The following is a 22665-nucleotide window of genomic DNA, read 5'->3' on the forward strand; positions in this document are numbered from 1 at the left end:
CGCGAGGGGGTTCTTGCGGCGGGGGTGGTGACGGGGGCGGCGGGACGTCCGGGATGATGAGTGACCATGAGTGACGAAGCGACGATGGGGGACCGGGGCGCCGGAACCGGGCCGGAGCGGGCCGTGGGACGCCGGGCGGTGCTGTGCGGGACGGGCGCGGTCGGGGCGGCGCTAGGCGCCGGGCTGCTCACCGGCTGCGGCCCCTCGAACAAGGCCGCCGAGGCGAAGGACCTCAAGGGCAAGGAGATCGGCAAGGTCGCGGACGTCCCGGTCGGCGGCGGCAAGGTCTACGCCGACAGCAAGATCGTGGTGACCCAGCCCAGCCAGGGCGTGTTCAAGGCGTTCAGCGCGGTCTGCACGCACCAGGGCTGCCTGACCAACCGGGTGTCCGGCGGCAAGGTGCACTGCCCGTGCCACGGCAGCGAGTTCCAGATCGCGGACGGCTCGGTGGCGCACGGTCCGGCCAACAAGGCGCTGACCGAGTACCCCGTCCAGATCAAGGGCGACGCGATCTTCATCGCGTGACCTGGGCGATCATGGGCCCTGACCTGGGTGATCTCGATCGGGACCGGTGCGGGGTTCGAGGATTGAACCGTTCCCATTCGAGATACGTACTCCCAGTGACGGCGGAGGCACCGCTAGCACTCAGGAGGCCCGGAGATGTCGCAGGACCACGAGCAGGCCAACACCGGCAACCCAGCCGAGCAGCCCCGCCCCAGTGATCTCGCCAGGCGGGGGATGCTGCTCGGCGTGGGCGTCGCGGGCGTCGCGGGGCTCGCCGCCGCTTGCGGCAAGGGCGGTTCCGGCGGCGGCGGGTACGGCGGGGGCGGCTCATCGTCCAGCGGCGCGGCGACCGGGGCGCTCGGGAGCACCGCGGACATCCCGGTGGGCGGCGGCAAGGTCTTCGCGGACCAGAAGGTCGTCGTCACCCAGCCGACCAAGGGGGTGTTCAAGGCGTTCACGGCGGTGTGCACGCATATGGGGTGCACGGTCGGCTCGGTGTCCGGCGGGCTGATCCACTGCCCCTGCCACGGCAGCGAGTACCACATCGCGGACGGCACCGTCGCGCACCCGCCCGCGCCGCGCCCGCTCGCCGAGAAGAAGATCAACGTCTCCGGCGGCAAGATCACGCTCGCCTGACACAGTCCATCGTTTCCGGGCCCTACCGCCGCCCGTCGCCCCCCGCCCTCCCGAGGTGCCCGTTCGCGGTGCCCGAGGCGCTCGCGGGCCGGGGATCCTCGGGCGGCGGGGCGTCGGGGCCCACGGCGGGGGCGCCGGACGACTCGGTGTCGCGGACGGACTCGCCGGCCGGCTCGGCGGGACCCCCGCCCTCGCGGACGCGCGTCTCCTCCGGGATCTCGGCGCGGAAGCGGGGGAGCGCCTCGGGATGGTGGTCGCGCAGGTAGCGGACCAGGTGCTCGCGGGCGTCGCAGCGCAGGTCCCACGCGCTCGCCGAGTCGGCGGCGCTCATCAGGGCGCGCATCTCGACCAGGCCGCTCGGCAGCACGTCGGTCAGCTGGAGCACCCAGTCGCGCTGGTCCCACAGCGGGTGCTCGCGCAGGTAGTCGTGCAGGACGGTCCGGAGCTCCTCGATCGGGACGCTCCAGTCCACCCGCAGCACCACCGCGCCGACGACGCGGCTGGTGTGCCGCGTCCAGTTCTCGAACGGCTGTTCGATGAAGTAGGAGACGGGCAGGATCAGGCGCCGCTCGTCCCACAGGCAGACGACCACGTAGGAGAGGGTCAGCTCCTCGATCCGGCCCCACTGGCCCTCGACGACCACCACGTCGTCCAGCCGGAGCGCGTCGCTGAACGCCAGCTGCAGCCCGGCGAGGAGGTTGCCGAGCGTGGGCCGGGCGGCGATCCCGACGACCAGCCCGGCGACGCCCGCCGAGGCCAGCACGCCCGCTCCGAGGGCCCGGACGGCCGGGAAGGTGAACAGCGCCACGGCGACCGCGATCACGACCAGCACGACCGCGCCGATCCGGCGCAGCAGCAGCATCTGCGTGCGGGCGCGGCGGGCGCGCCGGTTGCGCTCGCCCGAGACGCGGGTGAGCCGGTCCAGCGGCGGGTCGGTCAGCGCGTAGAAGATCCGCAGCACCAGCCAGGCGGTCGCGGCCGTCGCCACCACGTGCAGCAGGTGCCGCAGGTCGGCGGCGAGGCGGTGCGGCAGGTCCCCGTACGGGACGGCCCCGGCGGCGCTGATCGCGGCGGCGAACGCGAACGCGGGCGCGGTGCACCGCCGGGCCGCCGCGCCGGCCGCGGGCCAGCGGGCCGACAGCCGCCCGGCGAGCAGCCGCCGGGCACCCTCCACGACACCCACCGACAGGGCGACGGCGAGCAGCGGGACGATCAGCGCCCAGAACGCCGACACGACACGATCCCCCCTTCGGGTACGTCCGGAATGCGAAGGCCGCTCGGAATCCTCTTTCCGGTCACGCCCGTTCCGAACGAGATCTGGGTCACCCCGGCAGGGAGTGACCGCGCGGGACCCTGCGAAGTGCGGGACTCCTGGGACTGCCGGGCGGGAAACGGCGGGGCGTCGTCTGTCGGTGCCGCCTACTAGGCTTTCAACGTGGCAGATCCGGCGACCTATCGACCCGCGTCGGGGACGATCCCCGACGAACCCGGCGTGTACCGCTTCCGCGACGAGCACGGCCGGGTGATCTACGTGGGCAAGGCCAAGAGCCTGCGCTCCCGGCTGAACTCCTACTTCGCCGACTTCGCCACCCTGCACCCGCGCACCCAGACCATGGTGAGCACGGCCGCGCGGGTGGACTGGACGGTCGTCTCCACCGAGGTCGAGGCGCTCCAGCTGGAGTACAGCTGGATCAAGGAGTTCGACCCCCGTTTCAACGTGAAATACCGGGACGACAAGTCCTACCCGTACCTTGCGGTGACCCTCAACGAGGAGTTCCCGCGAGTGCAGGTCATGCGAGGCGCCAAGCGCAAGGGCGTGCGCTACTTCGGGCCGTACTCGCACGCGTGGGCGATCCGCGAGACGGTCGACCAGCTGCTGCGCGTCTTCCCGGTGCGCACGTGCAGCGCCGGGGTGTTCAAGCGGCAGCACCAGCTCGACCGGCCGTGCCTGCTCGGTTACATCGACAAGTGCTCCGCGCCGTGCGTCGGCCGGGTCACGCCCGAGGAGCACTTCGCCCTCGCCGAGGACTTCTGCGATTTCATGGCGGGCAACACCGGCCGCTACATCAAGCGCCTCGAACGCGACATGCGCGAGGCCGCCACGTCCATGGAGTACGAGCGCGCGGCGCGGCTGCGCGACGACATCCGCGCGCTCGAACGGGCGCTGGAGAAGCAGACCGTGGTGCTGGCGGACGGCACCGACCTTGACATGATCGCCTTCGCCGAGGACGAGCTGGAGGCGGCCGTCCAGGTGTTCTACGTCCGCGGTGGCCGGATCCGCGGCCAGCGCGGCTGGGTGGTCGACAAGGTGGAGGCCGTCACCACCGCCGACCTGGTCGAGCAGTTCCTCATCCAGATCTACGGCGACAGCGACTCGGTGCCGCGCGAGGTGTACGTCCCGGCGCTGCCGCCCGACGACGAGGCGATGACCGAGCTGCTGGCCGAGCAGCGCGGCGGGCCGGTGCGGCTGCGCGTCCCGCAGCGCGGCGACAAGAAGGCGCTGCTGGAGACCGTCCACCGCAACGCGCTTGAGGCGCTGAAGCAGCACAAGACGCGCCGCGCCAGCGACCTGACCACGCGCAGCCTCGCGCTGCGCGAGCTGCAGGAGGCGCTGGAGCTCGACGAGGCGCCGCTGCGCGTCGAGTGCTACGACGTGTCCAACCTGCAGGGCACCAACGTCGTCGCGTCCATGGTCGTGTTCGAGGACGGGCTGGCTCGCAAGAGCGAGTACCGGCGGTTCACGATCAAGGCGGTGGAGGGGCAGGACGACGTCCGGTCCATCCACGAGGTGATCACCCGCCGGTTCCGCCGCTACCTCGCCGAGAGCGAGAGGACCGGCGAGCTGGACGCGCTCGGCGAGGGCGACGGCACCGCCGACACCGCCCCGAACCCGGACGTCCAGGACGCCTCCGGCGCGCCTGCCGTACACGGCCCGATCGACCCCGAGACCGGCAAACCGCGCCGCTTCGCCTACCCGCCGAACCTGGTGCTGGTGGACGGCGGTCCGCCCCAGGTGGCGGCGGCGCAGCGGGCGCTGGACGAGCTCGGCGTGGACGACATCGCGGTGGTCGGCATCGCCAAGCGGCTGGAGGAGCTGTGGCTTCCCGGCGACGACGATCCGGTGATCCTGCCGCGCAACAGTGAGAGCATGTTCCTGGTCCAGCGGATCCGGGACGAGGCGCACCGGTTCGCCATCACCTTCCACCGCCAGAAGCGGTCGAAGTCGATGACCGCCAGCGAGCTGGACGCGGTGCCCGGGCTCGGCCCGGCGCGGCGCACCGCGCTGGTGAAGCACTTCGGCTCGGTCAAGCGCCTGAAGGAGGCGACGCCCGAGCAGATCGCGGAGGTGCCGGGCATCGGCCTGCGCACCGCGGAGTCGATCGCGGCCGCGCTGAACGGCCCCGGCGCGGCGCGTTCGACCGGGAACACCGGCGGGGCCGCGAGCGCTGCACAGGACGGCGCGCCGCGGCCCGGCTCGTCCGCCCGGGACGCGCATGATCGGCCGGCGTCCGGGCAGAGCCAGGACGCGCCGGAGCGGACCGCGCCCGAGCAGGACGCGCCGGAGCAGGTTGCGCCGGAGCAGGTTGCGCCGGAGCGGGACGCGCTGAAGCAGGGCGCGCCCGAGCAGAGCGCGCCCGGGCAGGGTGCGTCGGAGCAGGGTGTGGAGCAGACGAACGGCACGAAGGGCACGGACGGGCCGGAGCCGGGCGCCAGGGGGGCGGCGCGCGGCGGTACCGGAAGCAGGGGCGACGCCGAACACAGGGGGAGACCAACGTGACCACCGAGACGCAGATCCCGGACATCGTGATCGTCACGGGCATGTCCGGGGCGGGCCGCAGCACGGCCGCCAAGTCCCTGGAGGACCTGGACTGGTTCGTGGTGGACAACCTGCCGCCCGCGCTGCTGGCCACGATGGCCGACCTCGGCGGCCGGGTGAAGGACGCGGTGCCGCGGATCGCGGTGGTGGTGGACGTGCGCAGCCGCGCGTTCACCGCCGACCTGCACTCCTCGATCGCCGAGCTGGAGGCGCGCGGCGTGCACCCGCGCGTGGTGTTCCTGGAGGCCGCCGACGAGGACCTGGTGCGCCGGTTCGAGAGCGTCCGCCGGCCGCACCCGCTGCAGGGCGACGGCCGCCTGGTGGACGGCATCGCGCGCGAGCGCGAGCTGGTCCGCGAGGTGCGCGCCGAGGCCGACCTGGTGCTCGACACCAGCGGGCTGAACGTGCACGAGCTGCGCAACAAGATCATCGGGTTCTTCGGCGACGGCCACAGCGACTCGCGGCTGCGCGCCACGGTCGTGTCGTTCGGCTACAAGTACGGCCTGCCGGTGGACGCCGACCTGGTGGTGGACTGCCGGTTCCTGCCGAACCCGCACTGGGTGCCCGAGCTGCGGCCGAAGACCGGCCGCGACGCCGACGTGCGCGACTACGTGCTGGCCCAGCCCGGCGCCAAGCAGTTCCTGGACGCCTACACCGAGGTGTTGCGCCTGCTCACGACCGGTTACGAGCGCGAGGGCAAGCACTACGTGACGCTCGCCGTGGGCTGTACCGGCGGCAAACACCGTAGTGTTGCCATGGCCGAGCAGATCGGGGCCCGGCTGCGGGACGAGGGCGTCGAGGTGCAGGTCGCCCATCGCGACCTCGGCCGCGAGTGAGCCGCGCGGGCGACCGCCCGCGCGGGTGGACCGAGGAGACGGACGTACCGGTGAACCCCCGTGGGCCCAAGGTCGTCGCGCTCGGCGGGGGGCACGGCCTGTACGCCTCGCTGACCGCGCTGCGCCAGGTCACCAGCGATCTCACGGCCGTGGTCACGGTCGCCGACGACGGCGGGTCCAGCGGGCGGCTGCGCCGCGAGCTGGGCGTCATGCCGCCGGGCGACCTGCGGATGGCGCTGGCCGCGCTGTGCGGCGACGACGAGTGGGGCCAGACCTGGCGGGACGTGGTGCAGCACCGCTTCCGCAGCGAGGGCTCGCTGCACGACCACGCCGTCGGCAACCTGCTGATCGTCGCGCTGTGGGAGCTGTTCGGGCAGGCCGTCCCCGGCGGGGACGAGCAGCTCGGCGCGGCCGTGGTCGGCGGCCCGGGCGTGGTGGCCGGGCTCGACTGGGTCGGGCGGCTGCTCGGCGCGCACGGGCGCGTCCTGCCGATGGCGTCGGTGCCGCTCGACATCGTCGCGGACGTGCGGGGCGCCGACCCGGCGCGTCCGGCCGAGGTGGTGCAGGTGCGCGGGCAGGTGGCGTGCGCGAAGACACCGGGGACGGTCGAGGGCATCTCGCTCATCCCGTCCGACCCGCCGGCCTGCCCCGAGGCGCTCGCCGCGATCGAGGACGCCGACTGGGTGGTGTTCGGCCCGGGCTCGTGGTTTACCAGCGTCCTGCCGCACCTGAAGGTGCCCGGGCTGGCGCGCGCGCTGCGCCGCACGCGGGCGCGCCGCGCGGTCGCGCTGAACCTCGCGCCGCAGCCCGGCGAGACCGACGACTTCTCGCCGCAGAACCACCTGGAGGTGCTGCAGGCGCACGCGCCGGACCTGCGGGTCGACGTGGTGCTGGCCGACCGGGGCGTGGTGGACGAGCCGGACGCCCTGGAGAAGGCGGTCGGCGACCTCGGCGGCCGGCTGGTGCTCGCCGACGTCGCCACGTCCGACGGCTCCCCGCGTCATGATCCCGCCCTGCTGGCCCAAGCCTTCGTACAGATATTCGCTGACTGACGTCCGGCCGCGCCGGGATCGGCGACACTGCTGGAAGTTCGATAGGGGGAGGGGTTCATCTATGGCGATGACCGGTGTGGTGAAGGACGAGCTGAGCCGGCTCCAGGTGCTCAAGCCGTGCTGCCGCAAGGCGGAGGTCTCGACGCTGCTGCGCTTCGCGGGCGGCCTGCACCTGGTGAGCGGGCGGATCGTGATCGAGGCGGAGATCGACACCGGCGCGGCCGCGCGCCGCCTCCGCCGGGACATCGCCGAGGTGTTCGGGCACACCTCCGACGTGGTGGTGCTCGCCCCGAGCGGGCTGCGCAAGGGCAACCGGTACGTGGTCCGGGTGTTCCGGGACGGCGAGTCGCTGGCCCGGCAGACCGGGCTGATCGACAACAACGGCCGCCCGGTGCGCGGGCTGCCCCGGCACGTGGTCGCGGGGGCGGCCTGCGACGCCGAGTCGGCCTGGCGCGGGGCGTTCCTGGCGCACGGCTCGCTGACCGAGCCGGGCCGGTCGATGTCGCTGGAGGTGACCTGCCCGGGGCCGGAGGCGGCGCTGGCGCTGGTCGGCGCGGCCCGCCGGCTGAAGATCCACGCCAAGGCGCGCGAGGTGCGCGGGGTCGACCGGGTGGTCGTCCGCGACGGCGACGCGATCAGCGCGCTGCTGACCCGGCTCGGCGCGCACGACTCCGTCCTGGCCTGGGAGGAGCGGCGGATGCGCCGCGAGGTCCGGGCGACGGCCAACCGGCTCGCCAACTTCGACGACGCGAACCTGCGGCGCAGCGCCCGCGCGGCCGTCGCGGCGGGGGCCCGCGTGGCCCGCGCGCTGGAGATCCTCGGTGACGACGCCCCGGAGCACCTGGTCGGCGCGGGCCGGCTGCGGCTGGAGCACAAGCAGGCGTCGCTGGAGGAGCTCGGCCAGCTCGCCGACCCGCCGCTGACCAAGGACGCGATCGCCGGCCGTATAAGGCGCCTGCTGGCGATGGCCGACAAGCGCGCGAGCGACCAGGGCGTGCCCGGCACCGAGGCGAACCTGACCGCCGAGATGCTCGCCCCCTGACCCTGGTTCGGAATTTTCGCGGAGTTTCAGGGACGTTCGTCACTCGCGTCCCGGTATCGGGTATGGAGCGGTCGAAATCGGGGCGCCCCGGAAACCGGCAGGGGCGAACCCATCGGATTCAGGGGACATGTGTGATTGGTCTAGACGGTGTGGTCTAGACCTCTGCCTGTCCTGGTCCCTGGCCCGGGCCGGTCAAGGCCCCATCACCTGGCGATATCCGGCCCGCCGGTGGCGGGGGTCCGGCGCGGCATTCGATAGGGTCGAGCCTGGGGGAGACCCCGGGATCTAGGTAGGAAGTCGCCCGGAATCACCCGTAACCGGGCTGTCGACGTACGAGGAGAGCGGTTCCGTGACCATCCGAGTAGGCATCAACGGTTTCGGCCGGATCGGACGCAACTTCTTCCGCGCGGCCAAGGCCGGCGGAGCCGACATCGAGGTCGTGGCGGTCAACGACCTGACCGACCCCGCCACGCTCGCCCACCTGCTCAAGTACGACAGCATCCTGGGCCGCTTCCCCGAAGAGGTGAAGGCGTCCGGCGACGAGATCCTCGTCGGCGGCAAGGCGATCAAGGTGCTGGCCGACCGCGACCCCGCCAACCTGAAGTGGAGCGACTTCGACGTGGACGTCGTGGTCGAGTCCACCGGCTTCTTCACCGACGCCACCAAGGCCAAGGTGCACGCCGACAACGGCGCCAAGAAGGTCATCATCTCGGCTCCGGCCAAGAACGAGGACATCACCATCGTGATGGGCGTCAACGACGACCAGTACGACCCGGCGCGGGACACGGTGATCTCCAACGCCTCCTGCACCACCAACTGCCTGGCCCCGATGACCAAGGTGATCCGCGACACCTTCGGCATCGAGAAGGGCCTGATGACCACGATCCACGCCTACACGCAGGACCAGAACCTGCAGGACGGCCCGCACAAGGACCTGCGCCGCGCCCGCGCCGCCGCGATCAACATCGTGCCGACCTCCACCGGCGCGGCCAAGGCCATCTCGCTGGTGCTGCCGGACCTGAAGGGCAAGCTGGACGGCTACGCGCTGCGGGTCCCGATCCCCACCGGCTCGGCCACCGACCTGACCGTCGAGGTCGGCCGCGAGACCACCGCCGAGGAGGTCAACGCCGCGATGAAGGCCGCCGCCGAGGGCCCGCTGCGCGGCATCCTCACCTACACCGAGGACCCGATCGTCTCGTCCGACATCGTGACCGACCCGGCGTCCTGCATCTTCGACGCCGGCCTCACCAAGGTGATCGGCAACCAGGTGAAGGTCGTCGGCTGGTACGACAACGAGTGGGGCTACTCCAACCGCCTCGTCGACCTGGTCACGCTGGTCGGCTCCTCGGTCTGAGCCGTGCCGCGCCCGCCGTGGCCACCGGTGCCCCCGGTGCCCACGGCGGGCGCGCGTCCGGCGGGCGGCCCCTGACCGGGCCGCCCGCGGACAAGGCCCGCGGGCCGCTCGCCGGCCGCGCCGGGCCCGCCGCGGCCGCCGCGGGGCCTCGGCGCCCCGCACGCGACTCGACGGCGGCGCCGCGACACCCCCGCACGCGACTCAACGGAAGGACACCCGCGTTCCGATGCGCACCCTCGACGACCTGGACGTGACCGGCCGCACGGTGCTGGTCCGCGCCGACCTGAACGTGCCGCTGGACGGCGGCGAGATCACCGACGACGGCCGGATCCGGGCCAGCGTGCCCACGATCAGGGCCCTGGCCGAGCGCGGCGCGAAGGTGGTCGTCTGCGCCCACCTGGGCCGTCCGAAGGGCGAGGTCAAGCCCGAGCTGTCGCTGGCGCCGGTCGCCGCGCGCCTCGGCGAGCTGCTCGGCCAGGACGTGGCGTTCGCGTCCGACGTCGCGGGCGACTCGGCCCGCGCCACGGTCGCCGGCCTCGCGGACGGCCAGGTCGCGCTGCTGGAGAACCTGCGCTTCGAGCCCGGCGAGACCAGCAAGGACGACGCCGAGCGCGGCGCGTTCGCCGACCGCCTGGCCGCGCTGGCCGAGCTGTACGTCGGGGACGGCTTCGGCGCCGTCCACCGCAAGCACGCCAGCGTCTACGACGTCCCGAAGCGGCTGCCGCACGCCGCCGGGTACCTGATCACCACCGAGCTGGACGTGCTGAGGAAGCTCACCGAGGACGTCGCCCGCCCCTACGCGGTCGTGCTCGGCGGTTCCAAGGTCTCCGACAAGCTCGGCGTGATCGACAACCTGCTCGGCAAGGCCGACCGCATCCTGGTCGGCGGCGGGATGGTCTTCACCTTCCTCAAGGCCCAGGGCTACGAGGTCGGCACGTCCCTGCTGGAGGAGGACCAGCTCGGCACCGTCCGCGAGTACCTGGCGCGGGCGAAGGAGAACGGCGTCGAGTTCGTCCTGCCGACCGACATCGTCGCCGCCACCGCGTTCGCCGCCGACGCCGACCACGAGGTCGTCCCGGCCGACGCGATCCCGGCCGACCGGATGGGCCTGGACATCGGCCCCGAGTCGGGCAAGCTGTTCGCCTCCCGGCTCACCGACGCCGCGACGATCTTCTGGAACGGCCCGATGGGCGTGTTCGAGATGGAGCCGTACTCGCACGGCACCCGCGCCGTTGCCCAGGCGCTGGTCGACGCGCACGACGAGAACGGCGCGTTCACCGTCGTGGGCGGCGGCGACTCGGCAGCGGCCGTGCGGCGGCTCGGGTTCGACGAGGACCGCTTCTCGCACATCTCCACCGGCGGCGGCGCCAGCCTGGAGTATCTGGAAGGCAAGACCCTGCCCGGCCTTGAGGCTCTGGAGGACTGACCGAGATGGCCCCTTCCGCGAACGCCCCCGCGCGCAAGCCGCTCATGGCGGGCAACTGGAAGATGAACAACAACCACCTTGAGGCGATCGCGCTCGTCCAGAAGCTCGCGTTCGGGCTCAAGGAGGCCGACTACGCCGCCGTGGACGTCGCCGTCCTGCCGCCCTTCACCGACATCCGCTCGGTGCAGACGCTGGTGGACGCCGACAAGCTGGAGATCAAGTACGGCTCGCAGGACATCTCGGCGCACGCGTCCGGCGCGTACACCGGCGAGATCTCCGGCGCGATGCTGGCCAAGCTCGGCTGCGCCTTCGCGACGGTCGGCCACTCCGAGCGCCGCCAGTACCACCACGAGGACGACGCGCTGGTCAACGCCAAGGCCCGGGCCGCGCTCGCCAACAAGATCACCCCGATCGTGTGCGTCGGCGAGGGCCTGGAGATCCGCAAGGCGGGCGGCCACGTCGGGCACTGCGTGGACCAGGTCACCGGCGCGCTGCTGAAGATCCCCGCCGACCAGGTCGCCGAGCTGGTGATCGCCTACGAGCCGGTCTGGGCGATCGGCACCGGCGAGGTCGCCACCCCGCAGGACGCCCAGGAGGTCATCGGCGCGATCCGGGCCCAGATCGGCGAGCTGTACGACGGCGAGACGGCCGGTAAGGTGCGGATCCTGTACGGTGGCTCGGTCAAGGGGAACAACATCGCCGGGATCATGGCCCAGCCCGATGTAGACGGAGCGTTGGTCGGAGGTGCCAGTCTGGACGCGGGTGACTTCGTCAAGATCTGCCGTTACCGGGACCTCCCGGTCTGAACCGGCGTTGTCACTTGAGATCAATTCGGTCTCGACCCGCCGGTTCTTGCCGAACCAGCGAAGAGTTCGTCGTACCCTTCGGGGGTGACGGGTAAACCGCCCGGCTAGATCCTCCGTCCCAACATCAGACAGGCCCCGCCCGGCGGGGACGGCCAGAGAAGGCGCGCAACTGTGATCATCGCTACGTCCATCGTGCTCATCATCACGAGTTTGCTGATGGTGGTTCTCGTCCTGATGCACAAGGGCAAGGGCGGGGGACTGTCCGACATGTTCGGCGGCGGCATCTCGTCGTCGCTGGGCGGATCGTCGGTGGTCGAGCGGAACCTGGACCGGCTGACCATCGGGGTCGGGGTGGTCTGGTTCGCCTCGATCATCGTGCTCGGCCTGCTGTTCAAGCACAAGGGCGTCGGCTGAGCCGCGCTCGCCGAGCGCCCGTACCACCAGAGCGAAGAAGAACAACTGACACCGCCGAGCCGCCGCCCGGCTCCCCAGAGCTACCTCGCGTCAGCGGGCGGCGGCGTACCAACCGAGGAGTAAGTCCGTGGGTAGTGGGAACGCGATTCGGGGAAGCCGTGTCGGAGCCGGTCCGATGGGTGAGGCCGAGCGCGGGGACGCGGCGCCCCGCGTGTGGGTGACCTTCTACTGCGCCAACCGGCACGAGACCCGGCCGAGCTTCGCGACCGACGTCGCGGTGCCGGACACCTGGGACTGCCCGCGGTGCGGTTTCCCCGCCGGCCAGGACAAGGACAACCCGCCGGCCCCGCCGAAGACCGAGCCCTACAAGACGCACCTCGCGTACGTGAAGGAGCGGCGCAGCGACGCCGACGGCGAGGCCATCCTTGAGGAGGCCCTCGCCAAGCTCCGCCAGAAGCGCGAGGCCGTCAAGCGCGCCATGGAGGCCGCGCGCTCCTGACGCGCCCTCCAGGCCCGGTACCCGACCACGGGACCGGGCCTTTCCGCGTCCCGGGCCTGCTTGGGCCGGGGGCCTGATGGCTGCGCGAACGCGTCCGGGCTCTGCTTCGAGCGGGCTTCCGCGCGGCGCGGGCCTGGGCCGTCCTCCGGCCTACCGGGTGGTGACGGGGTCCCTGGACGGGGTGGGGGACGGGGCCGCCGGGACGCCTTCCTTCGGGTCGGGGTCGACGCGGCGGGCCAGGGCGCGGCCGAGGCGCTGGCCGGGCAGTTCGATCCAGCGGTGCGCGGCCCAGCTCGCCGCGAGCAGCAGCGCCAGGAACGGGAGCAGCAGCAGCGGCTGGTCGCCGTGCGGGCGTCCGATGGTCAGGTCCAGGACGATGAGCAGCAGCTCGTGCAGCAGGTAGACCGAGTAGCTGACCACGCCGAGCCAGGCCAGCCAGCGCGGGACGTGCCGGTGCCGCAGCGCGAAACCGGCCGCGAACAGGGCGAACGCGCCGACTACCGCCAGCGCCCAGGCGCGCTTGGCGCCCAGCTCGGTGTCCCAGCTGGTGTAGTGGTGGACGCGCCAGAGCCCCGTGCCCGCGGCGCTGGCCATGACCAGGACGCAGACGGCGGTGGCCGTCCGTGGCCTGATCTGGCCGCGTTCGGCGCGGTGGACGACCGTCCCGGTGAACATGACCGCGAGGATCGCCAGGCCCTGCCAGGGGTCGACGCGTCCGTTGAACAGGACGAGGGTGAGCGCGAGGACGCCGCCGAGCAGCGCCCCGACCCGCGCGACCAGCAGGCGCCGGGCGCAGGCCAGCGCGATCGCGCCGGTCATCAGCAGGAACGCGGCGAGCGAGATCCGCCCCTCCCCGAACCGGGTGGACAGCGCGACCGCGGGCAGCAGCATCGCCAGCGCCGGCGCCGCGACCGCCAGCGTGGACGCGGTGGCCGCCGACCGCCGGTGCTGCCCGGCCCCGAACAGCGCCACGACCAGCAGGTAGAACGCCATCTCGTAGGAGAGCGTCCACAGCACGTTGATCGCGCTCGGGATGCCCAGCAGGTCCTGCATCATCGTCAGGTGCGACAGCACCACGGCGGCGGGGTGGTAGTGCGTCGCGAGCTTCTCCCGCAGCTCGTACTGCCCGGTCAGGTGCAGGACGAGCATGATCCCCACGGCCGCCGCCAGCAGCGGGTAGATCCGGAAGACCCGGCCGACCCAGAACCGGCGCACCGACCCCCGGCGTTCCAGCGAGGCGGGCACGATGTACCCGCTGACCAGGAAGAACACCAGGACGCCGAAGGCCCCGGGGTCGATCCACTCCAGCAGCGTCCGGCGGAAGTGCGGCAGGTAGTGGTAGGACGCGTGGTGCAGCGCCACCGTGATCGCGGCCACACCGCGCAGGGCGTCCAGCCAGGCCAGCCGGACCGTCGCGTCCGGCCTGCGGAGGGGGAGTTCGGAACGCATCCCAGGGACCATAACGGCTTTCGTGTCGCCCGAGCATAAAAAGGATCAATTGGTCGGATCGCCGGACCGCTATGATGACGGTCACGCGACTGGCGCAGTCAAGGTGGAGCCGACCACCGGGGAGCGAACGCCGTCCGCACACCGCGCGCCTGGGTGTACGGGACACCTCACCTTTGCCGGGGTGCCCGAGACCGAGCCTCCGGCCCTACCTTCGCGGAGGCAGGCATGCACGACCCGTCGATCCCCCACCTGACGGCCGAGGACCCCGAGATCGGCGCGCTGGTGGAGGCCGAGGCCCGGCGCCAGTTCGAGAAGATCCGGCTGATCGCCTCGGAGAACTACGTCTCACCGGCCGTCCTGGAGGCGACCGGGAGCGTCCTGACCAACAAGTACTCCGAGGGCTACGCGGGCCGCCGGTACTACGAGGGCCAGCAGATCGTCGACCCGGTGGAGCTGGCCGCGATCGAGCGCGCGAAGGCGCTGTTCGGCGTCGACCACGCCAACGTCCAGCCCTACTCCGGCTCGCCCGCCAACCTGGCCGTCTACATGGCCTTCCTGAACCCTGGTGACACCGTCCTTGGGCTGTCGCTGCCGATGGGCGGGCACCTCACGCACGGCTGGTCGGTTTCGGCGACCGGCAAGTGGTTCAACCCCGTCCGGTACGGGGTGCGGCACGACACCGGCCGGATCGACATGGACGAGGTGCGCGACCTGGCGCTGCGGGAGCGGCCGAAGCTGATCTGGTGCGGCGGGACGGCGATCCCGCGCACGATCGACTTCCCGGCGTTCGCCGAGATCGCCCGCGAGGTCAACGCGGTGCTCGCCGCCGACATCGCGCACATCGCGGGCCTGATCGCGGGCGGCGCGCACCCGTCCCCGGTCGGCCACGCGGACGTGATCACCACCACCACGCACAAGACGCTGCGCGGGCCGCGCGGCGCGATGGTGATGTCCACCGAGGAGCACGCCAAGGCGGTGGACAAGGCGGTCTTCCCGGGCCTTCAGGGCGGCCCGCACAACCACACCACGGCCGCGATCGCGGTCGCGCTGCGCGAGGCGGCCCAGCCCGACTTCCCGGCGTATGCCCGGCAGATCGTCGCGAACGCCCGCGCGCTCGCGGCCGCGCTGCTCGCCCGCGGGTACGACCTGATCTCCGGCGGCACCGACAACCACCTCATCCTCATCGACCTGACGAACAAGGGCGTCGCGGGCAAGCCCGCCGCCCAGGCGCTGGACCGGGCCGGGATCGAGCTGAACTACAACGCCGTCCCGTACGACCCGCGCAAGCCGTTCGACCCGTCCGGGCTGCGCATCGGCACCGCCGCGATCACCACGCGCGGGCTGACCGAGGAGCACATGGAGCCGGTGGCGGCCTGGATCGACGAGGTCGTCCAGGCCGCGGCCAAGGGTGACGAGGCCGTGGTGGAGCGGGTCGCCGCCGAGATCCGCGACCTGATGGCCGCCCACCCCATGCCCGGCTGGTCCCCCACCCCGTAACGGGCGGCTCGCCGCGCCCGGCTCGGGCCGGGCGCGGCGCGCTGGCCGGTCAGGGGGACGCGGTGGCGGTGGCGGCGCGGTCGCCGGGGCAGCGGGTGCTCCTGGCGACCGCGCGCGGGCACGGGACGGCCGCGCCGGGCGCCGGGGCGAGTTCGGCCGCGTCGTCCGCCGTCCCGGACGCCGAGCGGCGGCGCAGCAGCGTCCCGGCGAGCGCCGCCGCCTCCAGGACGATCACCGCCCCGCCGTACACGTAGACCGTCCGGGGCAGCCCGGCGTGCTGGACGGCGATCCCGGCGGCCACGGCGGGCAGGCTCAGCGCGAGGTAGGAGACGACGAAGATCGCGGTGACCATCTCGGCGCGCCGGTCCGGCGGGGCGAGCGCGGTGAGCGTGCCGAGGGCGCCCGAGAAGGACGGCCCGAACCCGATCCCCGCCAGCACCGCGCCGGTGAAGAACAGCGCGGGGGAGTGCGCGGCGAGCCCCGGCAGGGCCACCGCGACCCCGGCGATCAGCGTGAGCGGCCCGAACCACACCCCGCGCCGGGCGGGCCAGTCGCGGGCGACGACGGCCATGACCGCGCCCGAGCCCTGGAGCGCGACCACGGCGAGCCCGGTGACGACGGGCCCGCTCAGGTGCAGCGACACCCGCAGGATCGAGCCCGCCAGCGACAGGAACAGCCCGGCCAGCGCCCACGTCGCGGCGATCGACGGGATCAGCGCCAGGAACGGCCCGCGCGCCTCCGGCGGCGCCGACACCTTCGGGCGCAGGGACGTCCGCCATGCCCGGTCCGGGGCGGCGACGGTCTCCGGCAGCGCCGCGACGATCAGGGCCGCGAGCACGAACACCCCGGCGAGCAGCCAGTACACCAGCCGCGTCGGGGACGGTCCGTACTGCACGAGCAGCCCGGTCAGGACGGCTCCGGTGGCCAGCCCGCCCGCCGACGCCGAGTTGGCCATCAGCGGCCCGAGGCGCGTCCCGGGCGGCTGGAGGTCGATGAGCGTGGCGCTGATCGCGCCGGTCGCGATCCCGGTCGCCAACCCTTGCAGGATCCGGCCCGCGAACAGCCATCCGACGCCGTCCGCCTCGGCGAACACCAGCATCCCGGCCAGCTCCACGCCCACCGCGACCGCGAGCACCGGACGGCGCCCGACGTGGTCCGACAGCGACCCCGCGAACAGCAGCGCCACCAGCAGGGCGAGCGCATAGGCGGCGTACACGCCGGTCAGCGTGACCGGCGAGAACCCCCACGAGCGCTGGTACAGCACGTACATCGGGGTCGGCGCGGCCGACGCGAACAGCAGGAACATCAGCAGCGCGGCCAGCGACCAGAACGCGGCGGCGCGCGGCAGCGTGACCGCCCTGCGGGGCAGCGCGACGCTCTCCGACACGGGAGCCTCCAAGCATCAGCGCGGCCGGGGGGAGGCCGCGTCGGCGGACCAGTCTGGACCGTTCCGCCCGCCCTGGGAAGGGCCGGAACGATCTTCATCGGTCCGCGGCGGGCGGAGTTCAGGCGCGGCGGAGGATGGTGATCATGCGCCAGGCGGCCGGGTCGGTGAGGGCGACGTCGCCGAAGTCGCCGTACTGCGCGACGGTCTCCAGCGCGCCGGACAGCCGGATCGCCGCGGTGAGCTCGGTCGCGGTCCAGAACCGGTAGGGCACCACGTCCCGGATGACCCGGACGGGCGCACCGGGCTCGTTGATCGTCATGGTGACGTGGTCGTCGGCGATCTGGGTGACCGGGTCCAGCTTGTCGGACGGCTCGCCCCACCGGACGGTCGCCCGCACCTGCCCGCCGGGGCCGTCGCGCTCGACCGTCCAGCCGGTGGCTACGGTCGGGTCGTCGGTGAGCCGGTCGCGCGGGTGCGACATCTCCACGACGTACAGGCCGTCCGCGGTGAGGTGGTCGGCGGCGCGGTCCAGGTGCGCGACGAACGCGTCCAGCGTCATCAGGTGGGACGTGGAGTCCAGCATCGTGGCGACCAGGTCGAAGCGGCGGCCGAGCGCGAAGGCCGTCATGTCGTCCTGGACGACGTCCAGCTCGACGCCCTCGTCCTTGGCCTGCCGGTCGGCGTACGCGCACATCGCCGGATGCAGGTCGAGCGCGGTCGCGGCGAGGCCGCGCCGGGCGAACTCGCGGGCGTGCTCGGCCGGGCCCGCCGCCAGCTCCAGGACGGTCCGGGCCGGCGTCCCCGTCGAGCGGTGCCGGACGGTCCACCCGAGCAGCGCGTCCACCTCGGCGGGTACGTCGCGGAAGGAGCACGCCAGCTCGTAGGCCCAGGGATCGTCGTAGATGCCGCTCACGCGTCAATCCTGCCAGCCGTCCCGCCTCCCGCCCCCGTGCGGGGGGCGGGAAGCAGCGCCGGGGACGAGCGGCGTCAGGGGGCCTTGGATCGGTCCATTCCCGGTCCGGCGGGGGCCGGGCGGCCGTCCAGGCGGAGGCGGATCTCGACGATGCCGGGCTCCTCGGTGCGGCGCGTCCGGCCGCCGAGGGAGACCAGCAGACGGCGCATCCGGGCGTTCTCGCTGAGCGCGGTGGCGCGCAGCTCGACCAGCCCGCGCTCGCGGCCGAGCACGACCAGCAGCCCGGCGAGGGCGCGGCCGAGGCCCCGGCCCTGCCAGGCGTCCTCGACCAGGAACGCCACCTCCGCGACGCCCGGGTCGACCACGTGGATCAGGTGCGCGAGCGCCATCACCGAGCCGTCCGGGCCCTCGGCGACCAGCGTCAGCCCGTGCCACGGCTCGCAGAACCGCTCGACGGCCGAGCGCGGCGGGAACGGCTTGGCGCTGAAGTAGCGCATCCGGCGGCTGTCGAGGGAGCAGCGCTCGTGCATCGCGCGGACGGCGTCCGCGTCGTCCCGCTCGATCGGCCGGACGGTCACCCGCGTCCCGTCGGCCAGCGCCACGCGCTGGGACGCGGCGGACGGCGGCGCGACCGGCAGCGCCGCGCGCACCAGCGCGTCCGCGCGGGCGGCCTCGGTCGCGGTGAACGGCAGCCCGGTACGGGTCAGCCGCACCGCCCGCTGCCCGGCCCGGACGGTCAGCACGTCGCCCTCGTCGTCGTAGGTGACGGCCGCGGTCGTCCACGCCGCCTCGTGCGCGCGCAGGAGCTCGGCCAGGATTTCGGGCAGCGCGTGCGGTTCGACACGCGCCCGGGTAGCGAGGGCCAGCGCGCGCGTCGGTTCGTCCACCAGCTCGCGCGGGCGCGCGGGGACGACGGCCGTGCGCGCACCGCCCGCCGACGCCGCCGCGCGGGCCAGCTCGTCCGGGCCCGCACCGCCGGACGGCACGTCCACGACGAACTCGTCCACCACGCCCTCGGTCCCGACCTGGACGGTCAGCCCGAGGATGTTCGCGCCGCGCGCGGCCAGGGCCGCGGTCAGCGCGGCGAGGCGCCCGGGGCGGTCCTCGATCTCGGTGCGGATGCGCAGCAGCGGCATGGCCAGGTTCCCTTCCGAAGGGGTTCGACCAGGCCACTGTCGCGCGGCGGTGTTACGCGTTCGCTACACCGGCGTGAGGCGGGAGTTTCACCTTTCCCGCCGCTCTTGAGCGGTTCCGCGCGAGCGCCTAGCGTTCCGTGGGTGATCTGCGTTCTGCCCGTCCCCGGCGGAGGTTTCCGCCGTCCCGGACGGTGAGCGAGGAGGTGCGCACCGGGCGCCTGGCGCTGCGTCCGGTGGGCATGGGCGACCACGCGGCGCTGCTGGCGCACTGGACGGGCCCGCTCGTCCGCCGGCACCTGTTCGGCGACCGCCGGGTCTCGGCCGGCCAGGTCACCGAGATCATCGCGGCGAGCCGGCGCGACTTCGCCGCCCGCGGCTACGGGCTGTGGACGCTGCGCCCGGCGTTCGGCGCCGAACGCCTGGTCGGAGTGGCCGGGCTGACCGGTCCGGACGCGTCGGGCGAGGTCGAGATGGTCTACAGCCTGGAGCCGGACCGCTGGGGCCAGGGCCTCGCCGCCGAGGCGGGGCGGGCGGTGCTCGGGCACGCCTTCGCGGTCGCGGGGCTGCGCCGGGTCACCGCCGAGATCGACATGGCGAACGCGTCGTCCCTCGGCGTGGCGGAGCAGCTCGGGATGCGGCACCGGGGGATGGGCCCCGGCGGCACCGCGATCTTCGTGATCGACCGGACGCAGTGGATCGGAACGCGTTCTGATAGGCCGATTCGACAACAGAATCCGTCGCCGGAGATGCTTTAGGCGGGCGAATACAGCAGTATTGGCGCATGAGCCTAGCTTCCGCCCCGCGTTCGGCCGCGTTCGGCAACGGCGCCGTGTCCCACTGGTACCGGGCTCCCGGCCCGCCCTCGCCGGGCGACCCGCTGCCCGGCCCGCGCACGGCCGACGTGTGCCTGGTCGGCGCGGGCTACACCGGGCTCTGGACGGCCTACTACCTCAAACGCGCCCAGCCCGACCTGCGGATCGTCGTGTTGGAGAAGGAGTTCGCCGGGTTCGGGGCGTCCGGGCGCAATGGCGGCTGGGTCGTGGGGGAGATCGCCGGGTCCCGCGAACGGTACGCGCGCCGCCACGGCCGCCAGGCCGCCGTCGAGCTGCAGCGCGCGATGTTCGCGACCGTGGACGAGATCCTGCGCGTGGCGAAGGACGAGGGGATCGACGCCGACCTGGTGAAGGGCGGCGTCCTGAACACCGCCCGGAATCCCGCGCAGGCGGCTCGTGCGCGCGCGATGGTCGAGGCGAACCGCGCGTGGGGCTGGGAGCCCGACGACATCGTCCTGCTGTCGGGGCGCGAGGCGGACGAACGCATCGGCATCGAAGGGCAGCTCGCCGCGACGTTCTCACCGCACTGCGCGCGCGTCCAGCCCGCCAAGCTCGTGCGCGGTCTCGCCGCGACCGTCCGGGCGCTCGGTGTCGAGGTCTACGAGAACACGCCGGTGCTCCGGGTGGTTCCGCGCCGCGACGGTCGTCCCGCCGCCGCCGTCACCCCGCACGGGACGGTCACCGCCGAGTACGTCGTCCGCGCGACCGAGGGCTTCACCGCGCGGCTGGCCGGCCACCGCCGCGACTGGCTCCCGATGAACAGCTCCATGATCGTCACGACGCCGCTGCCGGACGCCGCCTGGGACGCGATCGGCTGGCGGCACGGCGAGGTGCTCGGCGACCTGGCGCACTACTACATGTACGCGCAGCGCACCGCGGACGGCCGCATCGCGTTCGGCGGGCGCGGCCGCCCCTACCGCTACGGCTCCGGCGTGGACGACGCGGGCGTCACCCAGCCGTCCACCGTCGACCAGCTCTGGCGGATGCTCGTCGGCATGTTCCCCGCCGTCGCCGGTTCGGCGAGCGTGGACCACGCGTGGTCGGGCGTCCTCGGCGTCCCGCGCGACTGGTGCGCCACGGCCGTCCTCGACCACCGGACCGGGCTCGGCCACGCGGGCGGCTACACCGGGCACGGCGTCGCCACCACCAACCTGGCTGGCCGCACCCTGCGCGACCTTGTGCTCCGCCGCGACACCGAGCTGACCGCGCTGCCGTGGGTGAACTGGCGCGTCCGCCGCTGGGAGCCCGAACCGCTGCGCTGGCTCGGCGTCCAGTCCATGTACGCGCTGTACCAGGTCGCGGACGGCCGCGAGGCGTCCTCGCGCGCGGCCCGCACGTCCGTGGTCGCCCGGCTCGCGGACACCATCACCGGCCACTGAACTGCTACTTTCGCGAGGGATGAGCAATACGCCCCCACCAGCGATGATGAGGGGCGACCGCGATGGACGCCGCGCGCGGGCGGAACTGGGGCGGCGGGGACGGTGGGGGATGAGCGGCGAACGCGAGCAACTGAACGGAACGCGCGGCTACGCCGCCGAGGCTGACACGCTGGCGCACCAGTACGAGTCGCTGACCAGCGAACAGGTGCTCGGCGACGTGCTGCACCTGATCCCGGAGAAGCCGGGCCGCGTCCTCGACATCGGCGCGGGCACCGGCCGGGACGCCGCCGCGCTCGCGCTGCGCGGCCATTCCGTGACGGCCGTCGAGCCGACCGCCGAACTGCGCGCCCACGGCCGCCGCCTCCACCCCCGCGCCGGGATCGAGTGGCTGGACGACACGCTCCCCGCGCTGCCCGCCGTCGAGGGGACGTTCGACCTCGTCCTGCTCGTCGCCGTCTGGATGCACCTCGACCCGGACGAGCGCCGGCCCGCAATGCGTCGCCTCGCGGGCCTCCTCGCACCCGAAGGCGTCCTCCTGCTGACCCTGCGCCACGGCCCGCCCCCGCCCGGACGGCACATGTTCGACATCCCGGCGGACGAACCGGTCGCGCAGGCCGCCTCATCGGGGCTGCATGCCGTCCACCAGAGCACCTGGGACGACCTGCTCGGCCGTCCCGGCGTCCGCTGGACGACCCTGGCCTTCCGTCAGGGCTGATCGGGCAGCTTGCGAAGGATCTCCTCAAGCAGCTCGTGCCGCTGCCGCGCCGACGCCCAGAAGAAGCAGGCAAGCCCCGAGAAGAACGCGGCCCCGGCCAGCACCGCCGACACAAGCCCACTGAGAAAACGCCCGAGCTGGATCACCTGCGGTGTTGTGAACGCCGCCCGGAGCGGTTGCACGATCACCGCGCCATCCCTCACCGAGCTGAACACCAGCGCCGCCGAGAGCGCCCCCAGCAGCCCCGCCACGACCATGAATCCCCAACCCGCCCTGATCCACGCACCGATCGTCATGGAGGCGATCATGCGCGAGCCGGATCACCCTCCGGTCACCCCGTCCGCATCCGGCCGCCGGTACCGCAGCAGGACGACCCCGTTCCGGAACGGCTTCGCCTCCACCAGCGCCAGCTTGAGCGCCCTGTCCTGGAAGAGCCGCTCACCTGCGCCGATGACGACGGGGTAGACGAACAGGCGGAACTCGTCCACCAGGTCCTCGGCGATCAGGGAGCGGACGAGCGTGATGCTGCCGGTCGCCACGATGTCCTTACCGGGCCGGTCCTTCAGCCGCCGGACCTCGTCCACGAGCGGCCCGTCCAGGACGGACGTGTTGCGCCAGCCCGGCTCGGTCAGCGTCCGCGACACGACGTACTTCGCCACACCGTCCAGATGCCGTCCCACGGGATCATCGACATGCTGCGGCCAGTACCCGCGCATCGCCTCGAAGGTGACCCGCCCGAAAAGCACCGCATCGGACGCGTCCGACTGCGCGTGCAGCTCTTCGAGCATGTCGGACCCGTCGCCGTCCACCTCGGTCGCGGGGCCGAACCACCCGCCCGTCCCGCTGATGTCGCCGTCCAGCGTGATGTTCTCGGTGACCACGAGATCTCTCATACTCGATTCTGACTTGCGGCCCGTCCGAAACTCATCGCGACCACCTCCGGCCGCCCCCGAACCGAGCCACCCCACCA

General features: G+C 73.1%; 21 protein-coding genes, 1 pseudogene and 1 riboswitch. Of the genes and pseudogenes, 15 read left to right on the plus strand and 7 right to left on the minus strand.

The genetic code is table 11. From position 1 onward, the window contains the following. The first annotated feature begins 66 nt into the window (after positions 1–66). Positions 67–525: a Rieske (2Fe-2S) protein gene (locus FHU30_RS32400; RefSeq protein WP_253881009.1), complete on the plus strand. Its 459-nt coding sequence runs from the start codon at positions 67–69 to the stop codon at positions 523–525. 135 nt (positions 526–660) lie between these two features. Then, positions 661–1140: a Rieske (2Fe-2S) protein gene (locus tag FHU30_RS32405; RefSeq protein ID WP_253881010.1), complete on the plus strand. Its 480-nt coding sequence runs from the start codon at positions 661–663 to the stop codon at positions 1138–1140. Between the two features lie 22 nt (positions 1141–1162). On the opposite strand, the gene FHU30_RS32410 is transcribed toward FHU30_RS32405, so the two are convergent. Continuing rightward, positions 1163–2374 (minus strand): mechanosensitive ion channel family protein, encoded by a 1212-nt coding sequence (locus FHU30_RS32410; protein WP_253881012.1) that lies wholly within the window; start codon positions 2372–2374, stop codon positions 1163–1165. Positions 2375–2575: 201 nt separating this feature from the next. Here FHU30_RS32410 and uvrC point away from each other — a divergent pair. The 9 genes and pseudogenes from uvrC to FHU30_RS32455 all read left to right on the plus strand — a co-directional run. After that, positions 2576–4561: pseudogene (uvrC, locus tag FHU30_RS32415) on the plus strand (excinuclease ABC subunit UvrC); the annotation flags it as partial. 353 nt (positions 4562–4914) lie between these two features. After that, positions 4915–5793: an RNase adapter RapZ gene (rapZ, locus tag FHU30_RS32420; RefSeq protein ID WP_308211440.1), complete on the plus strand. Its 879-nt coding sequence runs from the start codon at positions 4915–4917 to the stop codon at positions 5791–5793. Positions 5794–5843: 50 nt separating this feature from the next. Continuing rightward, positions 5844–6845 carry a gluconeogenesis factor YvcK family protein gene (locus tag FHU30_RS32425; protein WP_253881015.1) on the plus strand — a complete coding sequence of 334 codons (1002 nt, stop codon included), beginning with the start codon at positions 5844–5846 and terminating at the stop codon, positions 6843–6845. 61 nt (positions 6846–6906) lie between these two features. Next, positions 6907–7887 carry a DNA-binding protein WhiA gene (whiA, locus tag FHU30_RS32430; RefSeq protein ID WP_253881016.1) on the plus strand — a complete coding sequence of 327 codons (981 nt, stop codon included), beginning with the start codon at positions 6907–6909 and terminating at the stop codon, positions 7885–7887. A 349-nt stretch (positions 7888–8236) separates the two neighbouring features. Beyond that, positions 8237–9241: a type I glyceraldehyde-3-phosphate dehydrogenase gene (gene gap / locus FHU30_RS32435; RefSeq protein ID WP_253881025.1), complete on the plus strand. Its 1005-nt coding sequence runs from the start codon at positions 8237–8239 to the stop codon at positions 9239–9241. 226 nt (positions 9242–9467) lie between these two features. Continuing rightward, positions 9468–10667: a phosphoglycerate kinase gene (locus tag FHU30_RS32440; RefSeq protein WP_253881027.1), complete on the plus strand. Its 1200-nt coding sequence runs from the start codon at positions 9468–9470 to the stop codon at positions 10665–10667. Positions 10668–10672: 5 nt separating this feature from the next. Continuing rightward, on the plus strand, positions 10673–11473 hold the full coding sequence (gene tpiA, locus FHU30_RS32445; protein ID WP_253881028.1) for a triose-phosphate isomerase: 801 nt from the start codon (positions 10673–10675) through the stop codon (positions 11471–11473). A 171-nt stretch (positions 11474–11644) separates the two neighbouring features. After that, positions 11645–11887, plus strand: coding sequence for a preprotein translocase subunit SecG (gene secG / locus FHU30_RS32450; RefSeq protein ID WP_253881029.1), 243 nt, complete (start codon positions 11645–11647; stop codon positions 11885–11887). A gap of 127 nt (positions 11888–12014) precedes the next feature. Next, on the plus strand, positions 12015–12386 hold the full coding sequence (locus FHU30_RS32455) for an RNA polymerase-binding protein RbpA (RefSeq protein WP_308211441.1): 372 nt from the start codon (positions 12015–12017) through the stop codon (positions 12384–12386). A 150-nt stretch (positions 12387–12536) separates the two neighbouring features. Here FHU30_RS32455 and FHU30_RS32460 read toward each other — a convergent pair whose 3' ends face one another. Beyond that, on the minus strand, positions 12537–13835 hold the full coding sequence (locus tag FHU30_RS32460; protein WP_253881033.1) for an acyltransferase family protein: 1299 nt from the start codon (positions 13833–13835) through the stop codon (positions 12537–12539). A 75-nt stretch (positions 13836–13910) separates the two neighbouring features. Continuing rightward, positions 13911–13997, plus strand: a riboswitch (ZMP/ZTP riboswitch). Between the two features lie 63 nt (positions 13998–14060). Here FHU30_RS32460 and glyA point away from each other — a divergent pair. Then, on the plus strand, positions 14061–15332 hold the full coding sequence (gene glyA, locus FHU30_RS32465) for a serine hydroxymethyltransferase (RefSeq protein WP_253881035.1): 1272 nt from the start codon (positions 14061–14063) through the stop codon (positions 15330–15332). Between the two features lie 49 nt (positions 15333–15381). Here the strand turns inward: glyA and FHU30_RS32470 are convergent, their stop codons facing one another. The 3 genes from FHU30_RS32470 to FHU30_RS32480 all read right to left on the minus strand — a co-directional run bounded on the left by FHU30_RS32470 (position 15382) and on the right by FHU30_RS32480 (position 18768). Beyond that, positions 15382–16719 carry an MFS transporter gene (locus FHU30_RS32470; protein WP_253881037.1) on the minus strand — a complete coding sequence of 446 codons (1338 nt, stop codon included), beginning with the start codon at positions 16717–16719 and terminating at the stop codon, positions 15382–15384. Positions 16720–16837: 118 nt separating this feature from the next. After that, positions 16838–17632, minus strand: a complete 795-nt coding sequence (locus FHU30_RS32475) for a class I SAM-dependent methyltransferase (RefSeq protein ID WP_253881038.1) — start codon at positions 17630–17632, stop codon at positions 16838–16840. Between the two features lie 74 nt (positions 17633–17706). Beyond that, on the minus strand, positions 17707–18768 hold the full coding sequence (locus FHU30_RS32480; RefSeq protein ID WP_253881040.1) for a GNAT family N-acetyltransferase: 1062 nt from the start codon (positions 18766–18768) through the stop codon (positions 17707–17709). A gap of 203 nt (positions 18769–18971) precedes the next feature. Here FHU30_RS32480 and FHU30_RS32485 point away from each other — a divergent pair, with 203 nt between their 5' ends. The 3 genes from FHU30_RS32485 (at position 18972) to FHU30_RS32495 (ending at position 21695) form a co-directional block, all read left to right on the plus strand. After that, positions 18972–19523 (plus strand): GNAT family N-acetyltransferase, encoded by a 552-nt coding sequence (locus FHU30_RS32485; RefSeq protein WP_253881042.1) that lies wholly within the window; start codon positions 18972–18974, stop codon positions 19521–19523. Positions 19524–19549: 26 nt separating this feature from the next. Next, positions 19550–20980: an NAD(P)/FAD-dependent oxidoreductase gene (locus FHU30_RS32490; protein WP_253881044.1), complete on the plus strand. Its 1431-nt coding sequence runs from the start codon at positions 19550–19552 to the stop codon at positions 20978–20980. Positions 20981–21089: 109 nt separating this feature from the next. Continuing rightward, positions 21090–21695, plus strand: coding sequence for a class I SAM-dependent methyltransferase (locus FHU30_RS32495; protein WP_253881046.1), 606 nt, complete (start codon positions 21090–21092; stop codon positions 21693–21695). Here FHU30_RS32495 and FHU30_RS32500 read toward each other — a convergent pair. Together FHU30_RS32500 and FHU30_RS32505 are read right to left on the minus strand one after the other, a co-directional pair. Continuing rightward, positions 21686–21991 (minus strand): hypothetical protein, encoded by a 306-nt coding sequence (locus FHU30_RS32500; protein ID WP_253881047.1) that lies wholly within the window; start codon positions 21989–21991, stop codon positions 21686–21688. The two genes, FHU30_RS32495 and FHU30_RS32500, sit on opposite strands and share 10 nt — an antisense overlap. 24 nt (positions 21992–22015) lie before the next feature. Beyond that, positions 22016–22588 carry a dihydrofolate reductase family protein gene (locus FHU30_RS32505; protein WP_253881049.1) on the minus strand — a complete coding sequence of 191 codons (573 nt, stop codon included), beginning with the start codon at positions 22586–22588 and terminating at the stop codon, positions 22016–22018. Positions 22589–22665: the final 77 nt, after the last annotated feature.

Source organism: Actinomadura rupiterrae (assembly GCF_024172125.1).
Taxonomy (GTDB): domain Bacteria; phylum Actinomycetota; class Actinomycetes; order Streptosporangiales; family Streptosporangiaceae; genus Spirillospora; species Spirillospora rupiterrae.

What these genes read in the sequence shown, in the direction of transcription:
- FHU30_RS32400 (WP_253881009.1), top strand. Translation starts at nt 67, where the DNA reads ATGAGTGACGAAGCGACGATGGGGGACCGGGGCGCCGGAACCGGGCCG.
- FHU30_RS32405 (WP_253881010.1), top strand. Translation starts at nt 661, where the DNA reads ATGTCGCAGGACCACGAGCAGGCCAACACCGGCAACCCAGCCGAGCAG.
- whiA (WP_253881016.1), top strand. Translation starts at nt 6,907, where the DNA reads ATGGCGATGACCGGTGTGGTGAAGGACGAGCTGAGCCGGCTCCAGGTG.
- FHU30_RS32440 (WP_253881027.1), top strand. Translation starts at nt 9,468, where the DNA reads ATGCGCACCCTCGACGACCTGGACGTGACCGGCCGCACGGTGCTGGTC.
- tpiA (WP_253881028.1), top strand. Translation starts at nt 10,673, where the DNA reads ATGGCCCCTTCCGCGAACGCCCCCGCGCGCAAGCCGCTCATGGCGGGC.
- FHU30_RS32460 (WP_253881033.1), bottom strand. Translation starts at nt 13,835, where the DNA reads ATGCGTTCCGAACTCCCCCTCCGCAGGCCGGACGCGACGGTCCGGCTG.
- glyA (WP_253881035.1), top strand. Translation starts at nt 14,061, where the DNA reads ATGCACGACCCGTCGATCCCCCACCTGACGGCCGAGGACCCCGAGATC.
- FHU30_RS32480 (WP_253881040.1), bottom strand. Translation starts at nt 18,768, where the DNA reads ATGCCGCTGCTGCGCATCCGCACCGAGATCGAGGACCGCCCCGGGCGC.
- FHU30_RS32490 (WP_253881044.1), top strand. Translation starts at nt 19,550, where the DNA reads ATGAGCCTAGCTTCCGCCCCGCGTTCGGCCGCGTTCGGCAACGGCGCC.
- FHU30_RS32495 (WP_253881046.1), top strand. Translation starts at nt 21,090, where the DNA reads ATGAGCGGCGAACGCGAGCAACTGAACGGAACGCGCGGCTACGCCGCC.
- FHU30_RS32500 (WP_253881047.1), bottom strand. Translation starts at nt 21,991, where the DNA reads ATGACGATCGGTGCGTGGATCAGGGCGGGTTGGGGATTCATGGTCGTG.
- FHU30_RS32505 (WP_253881049.1), bottom strand. Translation starts at nt 22,588, where the DNA reads ATGAGAGATCTCGTGGTCACCGAGAACATCACGCTGGACGGCGACATC.